Origin of the sequence: Bradyrhizobium barranii subsp. apii, assembly GCF_011516635.5 — a bacterium.
GTDB classification, from domain to species: domain Bacteria; phylum Pseudomonadota; class Alphaproteobacteria; order Rhizobiales; family Xanthobacteraceae; genus Bradyrhizobium; species Bradyrhizobium barranii.
In genome coordinates this window covers 175,797-188,843 of record NZ_CP096255.1, presented here as the reverse complement: position 1 = coordinate 188,843, position 13,047 = coordinate 175,797, and the positions used below count along the sequence as shown (strand labels likewise).

9 protein-coding genes are annotated in these 13,047 nt (G+C 64.4%); 1 reads left to right on the top strand and 8 read right to left on the bottom strand.

Annotated elements, in window-relative coordinates; all coding sequences use genetic code 11:
- The first annotated feature begins 102 nt into the window (after positions 1 to 102).
- The gene (katG, locus tag HAP41_RS00880) at positions 103 to 2,268 is read left to right on the top strand and encodes a catalase/peroxidase HPI (RefSeq protein WP_085405046.1); all 2,166 of its coding nucleotides are present in this window, start codon (positions 103 to 105) and stop codon (positions 2,266 to 2,268) included.
- 76 nt (positions 2,269 to 2,344) lie between these two features.
- On the opposite strand, the gene pnp is transcribed toward katG, so the two are convergent.
- The 8 genes from pnp to rimP form a co-directional block, all read right to left on the bottom strand.
- Entirely contained in the window at positions 2,345 to 4,501 is a 2,157-nt protein-coding gene (gene pnp / locus HAP41_RS00875; protein ID WP_166064055.1) for a polyribonucleotide nucleotidyltransferase, read from the bottom strand.
- A gap of 375 nt (positions 4,502 to 4,876) precedes the next feature.
- Positions 4,877 to 5,146 carry a 30S ribosomal protein S15 gene (rpsO, locus tag HAP41_RS00870; RefSeq protein ID WP_008131787.1) on the bottom strand — a complete coding sequence of 90 codons (270 nt, stop codon included), beginning with the start codon at positions 5,144 to 5,146 and terminating at the stop codon, positions 4,877 to 4,879.
- A 2-nt stretch (positions 5,147 to 5,148) separates the two neighbouring features.
- Positions 5,149 to 6,267 (bottom strand): tRNA pseudouridine(55) synthase TruB, encoded by a 1,119-nt coding sequence (truB, locus tag HAP41_RS00865; protein WP_166064114.1) that lies wholly within the window; start codon positions 6,265 to 6,267, stop codon positions 5,149 to 5,151.
- Positions 6,264 to 6,695, bottom strand: a complete 432-nt coding sequence (gene rbfA / locus HAP41_RS00860) for a 30S ribosome-binding factor RbfA (protein WP_166064124.1) — start codon at positions 6,693 to 6,695, stop codon at positions 6,264 to 6,266. The genes truB and rbfA overlap by 4 nt, the downstream gene beginning before the upstream one ends.
- Before the next feature lie 156 nt (positions 6,696 to 6,851).
- Positions 6,852 to 9,560 carry a translation initiation factor IF-2 gene (gene infB, locus HAP41_RS00855; protein WP_071908927.1) on the bottom strand — a complete coding sequence of 903 codons (2,709 nt, stop codon included), beginning with the start codon at positions 9,558 to 9,560 and terminating at the stop codon, positions 6,852 to 6,854.
- Between the two features lie 72 nt (positions 9,561 to 9,632).
- Complete coding sequence (locus HAP41_RS00850; protein ID WP_166064156.1) at positions 9,633 to 10,316, bottom strand: RNA-binding protein; 684 nt, start codon at positions 10,314 to 10,316, stop codon at positions 9,633 to 9,635.
- Positions 10,317 to 10,339: 23 nt separating this feature from the next.
- Positions 10,340 to 11,950 (bottom strand): transcription termination factor NusA, encoded by a 1,611-nt coding sequence (nusA, locus tag HAP41_RS00845; RefSeq protein ID WP_085405048.1) that lies wholly within the window; start codon positions 11,948 to 11,950, stop codon positions 10,340 to 10,342.
- A 2-nt stretch (positions 11,951 to 11,952) separates the two neighbouring features.
- Positions 11,953 to 12,711 (bottom strand): ribosome maturation factor RimP, encoded by a 759-nt coding sequence (gene rimP, locus HAP41_RS00840; RefSeq protein ID WP_166064175.1) that lies wholly within the window; start codon positions 12,709 to 12,711, stop codon positions 11,953 to 11,955.
- Positions 12,712 to 13,047 lie beyond the last annotated feature (336 nt).

Sequence of the window (13,047 nt, the reverse complement as noted above, 5' to 3'; positions counted from 1 at the left end):
TCGCAGCGATCATTAAAGTCAACTTCCCCTGATCGAATGCGAAGCCTAGAGTAATTCTACCTGGTCAAAGGCGCGAGTTCGACGCCACCAGAGGAGGTATTCATGGATGACACTTCGAAGTGCCCGTTTTCGGGCGGAAAACCCACGCGCGTGAACCGCGACTGGTGGCCGACCCAGCTCAGCATCGAGATGCTGCACAAGAATTCGACCCTGTCCGACCCGATGGGCAAGGAGTTCGACTATGCCAAGGAGTTCAAGTCGCTCGACCTGAATGCCGTCATCAAGGACCTGACGGCTCTGATGACGGACTCGCAGGAATGGTGGCCTGCCGATTTCGGCCACTATGGCGGCCTCATGATCCGCATGGCCTGGCACAGCGCGGGCACCTATCGCACCACGGACGGCCGCGGTGGCGCCGGTGCCGGTCAGCAGCGTTTCGCACCGCTGAACAGCTGGCCCGACAACGCCAATCTCGACAAGGCGCGCCGTCTGCTCTGGCCGATCAAGCAGAAATACGGCCGCAAGATCTCCTGGGCCGATCTGATGGTGCTCGCCGGCAACGTCGCGCTGGAATCGATGGGCTTCAAGACCTTCGGCTTCGCCGGCGGCCGCGCCGACGTGTGGGAGCCGGAAGAGCTCTATTGGGGTCCTGAAGGCACGTGGCTGGGCGACGAGCGCTACAGCGGCGAACGCCAGCTCGCCGAGCCGCTCGGCGCGGTGCAGATGGGCCTGATCTACGTCAATCCGGAAGGCCCGAACGGCAAGCCTGACCCGGTCGCCGCGGCCAAGGACATCCGCGAGACGTTCGCCCGCATGGCGATGAACGACGAGGAAACCGTCGCGCTGATCGCCGGCGGCCACACCTTCGGCAAGACCCACGGCGCGGGCGATCCGTCGCTGGTCGGTCCGGAGCCGGAAGCGGGCGCGCTCGAGGATCAGGGCCTCGGCTGGAAGAGCAAGTACGCTTCCGGCCAGGCGGGCGATTCCATCACCAGCGGCATCGAGGTGACATGGACGACGACGCCGACGAAGTGGAGCAACAACTTCTTCGAGAACCTGTTCAAGTACGAATGGGAGCTGACGAAGAGCCCGGGCGGTGCGAATCAGTGGACGGCTAAGGGTGCCGACGCGATCATTCCTGATGCCTTCGACAAGTCGAAGAAGCACCGGCCGACGATGCTGACGACCGACCTCTCGCTGCGTCTCGATCCGGCCTACGAGAAGATCTCGCGTCGCTTCTTCGAAAACCCGGATCAGTTCGCGGACGCCTTTGCCCGCGCCTGGTTCAAGCTCACCCACCGCGATATGGGTCCGATTCAGCGCTATCTCGGCCCGCTGGTGCCGAAGGAAACGCTGATCTGGCAGGATCCGATTCCGAAGGTGAACCACGAGCTGGTCGGCGACCAGGACATCGCTGCGCTGAAGACCAAGATACTGGCTTCGGGCCTCTCGGTCTCCGAGCTGGTCTCGACCGCCTGGGCGTCGGCTTCGACGTTCCGCGGCTCCGACAAGCGCGGCGGCGCCAACGGCGCGCGCATCCGTCTGGCCCCGCAGAAGGATTGGGAGGTGAACCAGCCGGCTCAGCTCTCCAAGGTTCTCGGCAAGCTCGAAGCGATCCAGAAGGACTTCAACGCATCGGCAGGTGCGAAGAAGGTCTCGCTCGCCGACCTCATCGTCCTCGGCGGTTCTGCCGCGGTCGAGAAGGCCGCGAAGGATGCCGGCGTTGACGTGAAGCTTGGCTTCACGCCGGGCCGCATGGATGCTTCGCAGGAGCAGACCGACGCGGAATCCTTCGCCCCGCTGGAGCCGCGGGCCGATGGCTTCCGCAACTACGTCGGCAAGAAGCATCAGTTCCTGCAGCAGGAGGAAGCTCTTGTCGATCGCGCGCAGCTGCTGAAGCTGTCCGGTCCCGAGCTGACCGCGCTCGTCGGCGGTCTGCGTGTGCTCGGCGCCAATGCGGGCGGTTCGAAGCACGGCGTCTTGACCTCGAAGGTCGGAACGCTGAGCAACGACTTCTTCATCAACCTGCTCGACATGAGCGCGCAGTGGACGCCGGCGGCTGACGGCACCTACGAGGCCCGCGACCGCAAGACCAACGCGGTGAAGTGGACCGGCACGCGCGCCGACCTGATCTTCGGTGCGCACTCGCAGCTCCGCGCCTTCGCCGAGGTCTATGCCTCGTCGGACGCCAAGCAGCAGTTCGTGCAGGACTTCGCCAAGGCCTGGACCAAGGTGATGAACCTCGACCGGTACGACCTCGCGGCCTGATCCCCGGGCTTAAGCAAGCGACAAACAAAAAGGGCGGCCGCGAGGCCGCCCTTCGTGTTTCTGATGTGCGGATCGATTACTCGCCGGCGGCTTCGCGCGGGGTCTTCTCGCCGTCGCCGCCCTTGCCTTCGAGGTCTTCGCCGGTGGTCTGGTCGACCACCTTCATCGACAGCCGGGTCTTGCCGCGGTCGTCGAAGCCGAGCAGCTTGACCTTGACCTTGTCGCCTTCCTTGACGACGTCGGAGGTCTTCTGCACGCGCGCCGAAGCGAGCTGGCTGATGTGGACGAGGCCGTCCTTGGAACCGAAGAAGTTCACGAAGGCGCCGAACTCCATCACCTTGACGACGGTGCCGTCATAGATCTGGCCGACTTCCGGATCGGAGGCGATCGACTTGATCCACTTGATCGCGGCCTTCATCGCCTCGCCATCGGAGGAGGCGACCTTCACGGTGCCGTCGTCCTCGATGTTGACTTTGGCGCTGGTCTTCTCGACGATCTCGCGGATCACCTTGCCGCCGGTGCCGATCACTTCGCGGATCTTGTCGGTGGCGATCTTGAAGGTCTCGATGCGCGGCGCGTACTCGCCGAGCTCGGCGCGGGCGTTGGTGAGCGCCTTGGCCATTTCACCGAGGATGTGGATACGGCCATCCTTGGCCTGACCGAGCGCCACCTTCATGATCTCTTCGGTGATGCCCTCGATCTTGATGTCCATCTGGAGCGAGGTGATGCCTTGCTCGGTACCGGCGACCTTGAAGTCCATGTCGCCGAGATGGTCCTCGTCACCGAGGATGTCCGAGAGAACCGCGAAGCGCTTGTCTTCGAGGATCAGGCCCATCGCGATGCCCGCGGTCGGCCGCTTCAACGGCACGCCGGCATCCATCAGCGCCAGCGAAGCGCCGCAGACCGAAGCCATCGAGGACGAGCCGTTCGACTCGGTGATCTCCGACACCACGCGCGTGGTGTAGGGGAACTCGTGATGCGGCGGCAGCACCGGGTGGATCGCGCGCCAGGCGAGCTTGCCGTGGCCGATCTCGCGACGCTTGGTGCCGCCGAGGCGGCCGGTCTCACCGACCGAGTAGGGAGGGAAGTTGTAGTGCAGCAGGAACGTCTCTTTGTACGTTCCTGACAGCGCGTCGATGTACTGCTCGTCCTCGCCGGTGCCGAGCGTGGTCACGACCAGCGCCTGGGTCTCGCCGCGGGTGAACAGCGCCGAGCCGTGGGCACGGGGCAGCACGCCGACTTCGGCGATGATGTTGCGCACGGTCTTGGAATCGCGGCCGTCGATGCGCTTGCCGGTGTCGAGGATGTTCCAGCGAACGATCTTCGCTTCCAGCTCCTTGAATACGCCGCCGATGCGCAGCTTGTCGTATTTCGGCTCCTGGCCTTCGGGGAAGTAGTGAGCGATCACCTTTTCCTTGACCTTGCCGACCGCGGCGTAGCGATCCTGCTTGATCGGAATGGCATAGGCGGCGCGCAGCTCCTGCTCGACGAGGCCGAGCATTTCCTTCTCGAGCGCCGAATTGTCGATGACGGTGACTTCGCGCGGCTCCTTGGCAGCCTTCTCGGCCAGCTCGATGATCGCGTTGATCACCGGCTGGAAGTGGCGGTGACCGAACATCACGGCGCCGAGCATCACCTCTTCGTTGAGCTCCTTGGCTTCCGATTCCACCATCAGCACGGCGTCGGCGGTGCCGGCGACGACGAGGTCGAGCTGGGTGTCGACCATCTCGTCGAGCGTCGGGTTGAGGATGAACTCGTCATTGGCGAAGCCGACGCGCGCTGCGCCGATCGGGCCCTTGAAGGGCGCGCCGGACAGGGTCAGCGCAGCCGATGAGGCCACCAGCGCCACGATATCGGGATCGTTCTCCATGTCGTGCGACAGCACGGTGACGATCACCTGGGTCTCGTTGCGCCAGCCGTCGACGAACAGCGGACGGATCGGACGGTCGATCAGGCGGGAGACCAGCGTCTCCTTCTCGGTTGGACGACCCTCGCGCTTGAAATAGCCGCCGGGAATGCGGCCGGCTGCGTAGGTCTTCTCCTGGTAGTCGACCGTCAGCGGCAGGAAGTCGACGCCTTCGCGCGGCGCCTTCGCCGCGACGACGGTGGCGAGCACCACGGTCTCGCCATAGGTGGCGACGACGGCACCGTCGGCCTGACGCGCGATCTTGCCGGTTTCAAGCTTGAGAGGGCGTCCACCCCAGTCGATCTCGACTGAATGCTTATTGAACATAGATGTCTTCTTTCATGGGTTCTCGAAAGAAGGACGGCCCGAAAAACAAAAACCATGCGCAAGATTGCGGGACGTTGATCGAAGCGGGCGATCAGCGTCCTGCGATCCTGCCATGGTTTTCGGATTTCGGATGGCGTCCATCCTTTCGGGTCATACGGGCGCCTTGCCCGTTGTGCCCAGCCGCCGGATTGCTGCTGGACTGTCAGTCGGCACGAACGCGAACACCGGATTGCGGTCCTCGCCCATCGTGCCCGGGTGCTAGCCGTCAACGGCTCGCACCCGACGCGCACGCAGCCTCGATCAAAAACCTTTAAACAAACGCTTTCGCTCGAAACCGCGGACGAAAACGCGCGCCAGTGGCGCGCGCAGGAACACTTAACGACGAATGTTGTGCTTCTCGAGCAGCGCCTTGTAACGCGCCTCGTCCCTCTTCTTGAGGTAGTCGAGCAGCGAGCGGCGGGTCGAAACCAGCTTCAAGAGGCCGCGACGCGAATGGTTGTCCTTCACGTGGGTCTTGAAATGGTTGGTGAGGTTGTTGATGCGTTCCGACAGGATCGCGACCTGAACCTCCGGCGAGCCGGTGTCGCCGGCCTTGTTGGCATTCGTCTTGATGACTTCCGCTTTGCGTTCTGCGGCAATCGACATCGTCAATTTCTCTCGTTGCGACCGGTGCTGGCAGTCAGACCGGTCAGGTTGAACACACGCTTGGGGATGATTTCGCCGTTGCCGACTTCAGCAAGCGCCAATAGACGGCCTGCCACCGTGACATAGACTGTGCCGCTACTAGTGGGCGCATCCCGTCCGCGCAATAAAACGGCCTGGCCCCGATGGAGCCTTGCCGCATCAGCCCGAGTGACGGCCAGTGCCGGGATGTCGTCCAGCGCGGTCTCAACGGGCATAAGCGCGTCGGCGAGGCTGCCCTCGCCGGACGCGGCTCTATCGCATAAAGCCTCCAACTGATCCAGCGGAATCATGTCGTTCTCGTCAAATGGGCCGACCAGGGTCCGCCGCAGCGCGCAAATATGGCCGTAAGTGCCGAGAATCCGGCCCATATCGCGGGCCAGCGCCCGGACATAGGTGCCCTTGCCGCACTCCGCCTCGAACACCGCCCGGTCGTTATCCGGTTGATCCACAAGGGTTAAATGATGAATTTCGACCGGACGGGGGGCCAGTTCCACGATCTCGCCGTCGCGGGCCAGGTCATAGGCGCGCTCGCCCTGGACCTTGATCGCGGAATAGCGGGGCGGGATCTGCTCGATCACGCCGGTGAAGCGGGGCAGCAGGGCCTGGATGGCCTCCCGGGTCGGGCGCTGGTCGGAGGTCGCGGTGACCCGGCCCTCGATATCGTCGGTGTCGCGCTCCTCGCCCCAGCACACTGTGAACTGGTAGCGCTTGCGGCCGTCCATCACGAAGGGAACCGTCTTGGTGGCCTCGCCGAGCGCAATCGGCAGGCCGCCGGAGGCGAGCGGGTCGAGCGTGCCGGCGTGTCCCGCGCGCTTGGCGTTGAACAGGCGCTTGAGCACGGCGACGGCTTGCGTCGAGGTCATGCCGATCGGCTTGTCGAGCACGACCCAGCCATGGACGTCGCGGCGGTCGCGGCGCGGCTGGTTACCCTTCTGCTTGTTGGCGCGGGGATCGTTGTTGACGCGGCGCGGCTCCTGATGCGGCTGGGAATCGCCGCCGAGATCCGCAAAATTATTTTTCTGCACGTCGCGCTGATCGGTCTCTTCGCCGCCGATCGTGCCGTGAGCCGGGTCCATCGTCATCGCTCTTCTTCCCGATCCGAATCCGGATCCTGTTCCAGGTCCTTCTGCACCGCAGGTGTTCGCAAAAGCTTCTCGATCCGTTCCGCTTCGTCGAATCGTTCGTCGACGCGGAAACGAAGGTCAGGTGCAAATTTCAGGTTAACGCGCCGCGCGACTTCGCCGCGCAGGAATTTCTTGTTGCGCTCGAGCGCAGCGGTGATGACCTCGGTGTCGCGGCCACCGAGCGGCATCACGTAAACCGTTGCGAGCTTCAGGTCGGGCGACATCCGAACCTCCGGCACGGTGATGATGTGACCTTCGAGGTCCGCATCATGCACATTGCCTTGCGCCAGAATCTCGGCCATCGCGTGGCGAACCTGCTCGCCGACACGCAACTGGCGTTGCGAGCCGCCCGGCGCGGAACTTTTCTTCTGATGGTGGCGGGGCATGGTTGAAAATCACCTCGTCGTGCCCGCGTTTGGGACACGAGCATTGTCATTTGTCCTGTTGAAACGAATGCGGCGCGGATGGCCGGAATAAATCCGGCCATCGCACTCCCGCAATTTCAGCTCAAAAAGATCCGGGCGCTTCGGTAAGATTTGGACTTACAGGGAGCGCTGGATCGTCTCCACGCGATAACACTCGATCACGTCACCGGCACGCATGTCGTGGTAGTTCTCGAAGGCCATGCCGCATTCCTGACCGGACTGCACTTCCTTCACTTCGTCCTTGAAGCGCTTCAGCGTCGACAGCTTGCCTTCGTGCACGACGACGTTGTCGCGGATCAGGCGCACATTGGCGCCGCGTTCCACGGTGCCGTCGGTGACGCGGCAGCCGGCGACCTTGCCGACCTTGGAGATGTTGAAGATCTCCAGGATCGCGGCATTGCCCAGCATGGTTTCGCGCAAGGTCGGCGCGAGCAGGCCGCTCATCGCCTTCTTCACGTCGTCCACGAGGTCGTAGATGATGTTGTAGTAGCGGATCTCGATGCCGTTGCGCTTGGCGGCCGCAGCCGCCTCCTTGTTGGCACGAACCGAGAAGCCGATGATCGCGGCGTTGAAGCCTTCCGCGAGCGTCACGTCGGATTCCGAGATGCCGCCGACGCCGGCATGCAGGATGCGGGCTGCGACTTCGTCGGTGCCGAGCTTCTCCAGCGAGCCGAGGATCGCTTCCAGCGAGCCCTGCACGTCGGCCTTGATGATCAGCGGGAATTCCTTGCGGCCCGCCGTCTTCAATTGCGACATCATCTGCTCGAGCGAGCCGCGCATGCCGGAGATCGAGGCAGCCGCGTTCTCGCGCTTCTGGTGCGCGCGATAGCTGGTGACCTGGCGGGCGCGGGCTTCGTTCTCGACCACCGCGAGACGATCGCCGGCCTCCGGCGGACCGTTGAAACCGAGCACCTCGACCGGAACCGAAGGACCGGCCTCATGCACCGTCTCGCCCTGATCCGAGATCAGCGCGCGGACGCGGCCCATCTCGGCGCCGGCGACAATGATGTCACCGACACGAAGCGTGCCGCGCTGGACCAGCACGGTCGCGACCGGGCCACGGCCGCGATCGAGCTTGGCTTCGATCACGGTGCCTTCGGCCGGACGCTCCGAATTGGTCTTCAGGTCGAGGATGTCGGCCTGGAGCGCGATCATCTCGAGCAGCTTGTCGAGATTGGTCTTGTTCTTGGCTGACACTTCGACGTCGACGACTTCGCCGCCGAAGGATTCGACCTGCACCTCGTGCTGGAGCAGCTCGGTGCGCACGCGCTCGGGCTTCGCATCGGGCTTGTCGATCTTGTTGATGGCAACGATGATCGGCACCCGCGCCGCCTTGGCGTGGTTGATGGCTTCGATCGTCTGCGGCATGACGCCGTCATCGGCAGCAACCACCAGCACGACGATGTCGGTCACCTTGGCGCCGCGGGCGCGCATCGCGGTGAACGCGGCGTGGCCGGGCGTGTCGATGAAGGTGATCTTCTTGCCGCTTTCGGGCGACAGCACCTGATAGGCGCCGATATGCTGGGTGATGCCGCCGGCTTCGCCGGAGACGACGTTGGCATGGCGGAGCGCGTCGAGCAGCGAGGTCTTGCCGTGGTCGACGTGACCCATCACGGTCACGACGGGCGAACGCGTCTCGGTGTCGGTGGAATCGTCGGTGGCATCGAACAGGCCTTCTTCAACGTCGGACGCGGCGACGCGCTTGACGGTGTGACCAAGCTCTTCGGCGATCAGCTGCGCAGTGTCGGCGTCGATCACGTCGGTGATCTTGTGAATCGCGCCCTGCTTCATCAGCATGCGGATGATTTCCACCGCGCGCTCGGCCATGCGGTTGGCGAGCTCCTGGATGGTGATCGCTTCCGGAATGACCACCTCGCGGATGAGCTTTTCCTTCGGCTCGTTCGCGGCATGGCCCTTCAGGCGCTGCGTGCGGCGGCGGAACGAGGCGATCGAGCGCTCGCGCACGTCGTCGGCATTGAATGCGGTCACGACCGTCAGGCGACCGCGCTCCTTCTGCGGGCCGGGTTTGTGGGTGGGCTTGGGGGCTACCACGGGACGCGCGGCGCCGCCGGGACCGCGACGGATCTGGCGCGGACCATCGTCCTCGTCCGGTCCGGCTGCGACCGCGGGAGCGCGACCCAACGGGCCGCCTCCCGGCCTCGCGGTGGTCGTTCCAGGGCGCGCGGTGGTTGTTCCCGGGCGTGCCGTGGTCGTGGTGGTGCCGGGGCGTGCTGCGGGCGCGCCAGGACGTGGCGCGGGAGCGGCCGGGGCGGCAGTTGCAGGGCGCGCGGCTGACGCCGGCTGTTCGCCTTCGCCAAAACGCTTCTTGGCCTCGGTTTCGGCCTTGCGCTTGGCTTCCTCTTCGTGGCGGTGGCGCTCATCCTCGGCCTTGCGGCGGGCCTCGGCGGCTTCGCGCTCGACGCGTTCGGCGGCTTCGCGGACAGCGCGGCGCTGGGCTTCGTCTTCGGCCTGGCGGCGCTCTTCGACTTCGCGCACCTTGGCGTCGGCCAGCGCGCTGGCGCGGGCGGAACGTTCGTCCTCGGTCAGCGTGCGCAGCACCACGCCGGAGCCGGCGTTGCGCGGCGGAGCCGGGCGTGCCGGAGCGGGAGCAGGCGCGGCCGGCGCCGGCTTTGCAACAACCGCGGGAGCTTGCGGTTCGGGGCTGCCGTCGACGCGGCGCTTGCCGCGCTTCTCGACCACGACCTGTTTGCTGCGGCCATGGCTGAAGCTCTGACGCACAGTGCCCGTTTCGACGCGCGGCTTGAGCGATAGCGTCTTGCTCGGAACGCTCAGCTTCTTGTCGTCAGGGGTCTTGGTATCAACCATTCAGCAGTCCTAATCCTGATCTTTGTTAACGTTGTGCGTTGCCGCACCGTCCTATTGGGTCGTCGTTGTCTCTCAGAAATCCTGGCCGGGCTTTTCGGCAGTCTTGTCATCGTCCGCCATCCGGTATCGGACCAGCATCTGGCTACGTGACAGGAATGACTTGCTCGCCGGGCCCGCGAGCAGGGCAGCATGTATCACATTTGACCGGGTAAGTGCCAAATCCAATTCTATCGATTTCAACGCAGTGACGACGGGAGTCTGCGGCTTGGCGCCGCGATTCCCGCCATTTTGACGTGCCAGCATGTCCAATTTGCGGATTCCGTCCGCGGCCCCGTCGCTGGCATGGATCAGGACCTCGGCCGTGCCTTCCCGCAGGGCGCTTTCGACCTTGCCGAAGCCGGCCACAATCTGGCCCGCCTTGGCGGCAATCCCAAGGGCTTCCGTCACGCTCCGAACCAGGAGCGCCTCGATGTCGGCGGGAAGCGTCTGGGGAGTGCGCAGCTCGCGCTTGAAGGCTTTGCTAAATTGGTGACGCCGCACGGCTTCCGCAACCACCTCGCGCGAGGCGGTGACCCACATGCCGCGTCCGGGCAGCTTGCGCTTGAGATCGGGAACTATGTCGCCTTGCGGCGAAATGACGAAGCGGATCAGCTCGTCGATCGGCCGGACCTCGCGACTGACCGCGCACATCCGCATGGTCGCGGACCTTTCGGTCCGCGGTCCATGGTCGAGATCGTGGTCAGTATCTGCGAGCATCCGGGCGACATTCTCCTTCGTCCTTAAGCCGGCTGATCTTCGGTCGCCTCGGCCTCTTCGGCGGGCTTCGCGAGATCGGCTTCGGTGATCCAGCCGGCCTTGACGCGGGCCTGCATGATCATGGCTTCAGCATCGTCACGGGAGATCTCGATACCGTCGAGCGCACCCGGATATTTGGTCTGCTCGCCGCCTTCCTTGCGCTCGGTCCAGCCGACCAGATCGTCAGTGGCGCAGCCGGCGAGGTCCTCGACGGTCTTGATGTCGTTCTCGCCGAACTTGACCAGCATCTTGGAGGTGACGCCCGGCACGTCCTTGACGGCGTCCTCGACACCAAGCTCCTTGCGCTTGGCCTCGATCTCGGCCTCCTGCTGCTCGAGATATTCGCGGGCACGGTTCTGGAGTTCCTGCGCGGTCTCCTCGTCGAAGCCTTCGATGCCGGCGAGTTCCTTGAGGTCTACCATCGCGAGTTCCTCGACCGAGGTGAAGCCTTCGGACGCCAGCAGCTGGCCGACCACCTCGTCGACGTTGAGCGATTCCATGAAGACGCGGGTGGAGTTCTCGAAGTCGGCCTGGCGGCGCTCCGATTCCTCCTGCTCGGTCAGGATGTCGATGTCCCAGCCGGTGAGCTGCGAGGCCAGACGCACGTTCTGGCCGCGGCGGCCGATCGCCAGCGAGAGCTGGTTGTTGGTGTCGGGCACGACGACCTCGATGCGCTCGCGGTCTTCGTCGATGACGACCTTGGAGACTTCCGCCGGCGCCAGCGCGTTGACCACGAAGGTCGCGATGTCGGGCGACCACGGGATGATGTCGATCTTCTCGCCCTGCAGCTCGTTCACCACCGCCTGCACGCGCGAGCCGCGCATGCCGACGCAGGCGCCGACGGGATCGACCGAGGAATCGCGGGAAATCACGCCGATTTTCGCGCGCGAGCCGGGATCGCGGGCCACCGCCTTGATCTCGACGATGCCGTCATAGATCTCAGGCACTTCCTGCGCGAACAGCTTCGCCATGAACTGCGGATGGGTGCGGGAGAGGAAGATCTGCGGGCCGCGGGTCTCGCGGCGGACGTCGAAGATGTAGGCGCGGACGCGGTCGCCGTTGCGGAACACTTCGCGCGGCAGCATCTCGTCGCGTCGGATGATGGCTTCACCGCGGCCGAGGTCGACGATCACGCTGCCATATTCGACGCGCTTGACGACGCCGTTGACGATGTCGCCGATGCGGTCCTTGAATTCCTGATATTGCCGGTCGCGCTCGGCCTCGCGCACCTTCTGCACGATCACCTGCTTGGCCGATTGCGCGGCGATGCGGCCATATTCCAGCGGCGGCAGCGTATCGGCGATGGTGTCACCGACCTGGGCGCCGGGATTGGCGCGCTGCGCATCCACCAGCGAGATCTGGTTGGAATGATTTTCGACCTTCTCGACCACCAGCATGTGGCGCGACAGCCGCAGCTCGCCCTTCTTCGGGTCGATCTCGGCATGAACGTCAGTCTCGCTGCCGTAACGTGCCCGCGCCGCCTTGGCGATAGCGTCTTCCATCGCCGCGATGACGATGCCGCGGTCGATCGATTTCTCGCGCGCGACGGCATCGGCGATCTGGAGCAATTCAAGTCGATTGGCGCTGACTGCCATGGCTAGTCTCCTTCGTCAGGCTCGATCTCGCCCCGACGCGCGCGTTCGGCGGCCAGGCGGTGCTTCTTCGTATTGGTCGGGGCCGGCTTCTTTTTTTGCGGCTTGGTGTTCTTGGTGATCTTCGCACTGATTTCCGCGTGCGGTGCAGCCGGCGGCTCGATGCCGAGATCGCGGCGCATCTGGCGCTCCTCGGCCTTGCCGCGGCGCATGGATTCCGCGATCAGCTCGTCGGTCAGCACCAAGCGTGCCTCACCGATGTCTTCCATCGTCAGGAGAACGTCGGGATTATCGCTCGCCTTGGCGTCGTCGCGACGCAGGTGCACGCGGTCGCCTTCGACGGCACCAAGCATGCCACGGAACCGCTTCCGCCCCTCATGGGCGACCGCCATGTCGATCTTCACCAGATAGCCGGAATAGCGCTCGAAATCCGAGCGGCGCACCAGCGGACGGTCGATCCCCGGCGAGGAGATTTCCAGCCGATAAGCGCGGTCGATGGGGTCCGCGACGTCGAGCACGGGCGACAGCGCCCGCGAGATCGCTTCGCAATCCTCGAGCTGCATCGAGCCGTCCGGCCGCTCGGCCATGATCTGCACGGTGCAGCCGGCCTCGCCGGAGATGCGGATCCGCACCAGGCGGTAGCCCATGCCCTCGAGCACCGGACCTGCGACCGCAGACACACGTGCCGCCACGCCCGGCTCGACCACGAGCCTCGGCTCGGCCAGCAACTCGGCATCCGTGGAACCAGTGTTCGGTTCGGTCATATCAGGGGTCAAGGCGCTCGATGGTTAAGGCTTGGTTAAGGACTTGAACAGGTTAGGATCTGCAGAGCCTGTTTCGGAACTCTTTATCCCGGCAGCTCGCCGGGTCGCATATCTTCCACCAAGCCGCGTTCAGGTAATAAAAAAGAGCGGGTCCTTTCGGGCCCACTCTCACTACGCGGATCGTATGAGAAGATGAATTGGCGCTGATATAGCCCTTTCCGTCCTCCCGGACAAGGCCCATCGCGGGAAAGACGAGGCTTTTTGCGCCCGGCCTGTGGCCCCCCGCGCAACGCTTCCTTCATCTAGCAGGCCTAAATTCCCTGATTGTGGGGCGAC

Excerpts from the sequence above, each read along its gene's own strand:
- rpsO (WP_008131787.1), bottom strand. The coding sequence starts at position 5,146 with ATGTCGATTGCCGCAGAACGCAAAGCGGAAGTCATCAAGACGAATGCC.
- pnp (WP_166064055.1), bottom strand. The coding sequence starts at position 4,501 with ATGTTCAATAAGCATTCAGTCGAGATCGACTGGGGTGGACGCCCTCTC.
- rbfA (WP_166064124.1), bottom strand. The coding sequence starts at position 6,695 with ATGCCCCGCCACCATCAGAAGAAAAGTTCCGCGCCGGGCGGCTCGCAA.
- HAP41_RS00850 (WP_166064156.1), bottom strand. The coding sequence starts at position 10,316 with ATGCTCGCAGATACTGACCACGATCTCGACCATGGACCGCGGACCGAA.
- rimP (WP_166064175.1), bottom strand. The coding sequence starts at position 12,711 with ATGACCGAACCGAACACTGGTTCCACGGATGCCGAGTTGCTGGCCGAG.
- katG (WP_085405046.1), top strand. The coding sequence starts at position 103 with ATGGATGACACTTCGAAGTGCCCGTTTTCGGGCGGAAAACCCACGCGC.
- nusA (WP_085405048.1), bottom strand. The coding sequence starts at position 11,950 with ATGGCAGTCAGCGCCAATCGACTTGAATTGCTCCAGATCGCCGATGCC.
- infB (WP_071908927.1), bottom strand. The coding sequence starts at position 9,560 with ATGGTTGATACCAAGACCCCTGACGACAAGAAGCTGAGCGTTCCGAGC.
- truB (WP_166064114.1), bottom strand. The coding sequence starts at position 6,267 with ATGACGATGGACCCGGCTCACGGCACGATCGGCGGCGAAGAGACCGAT.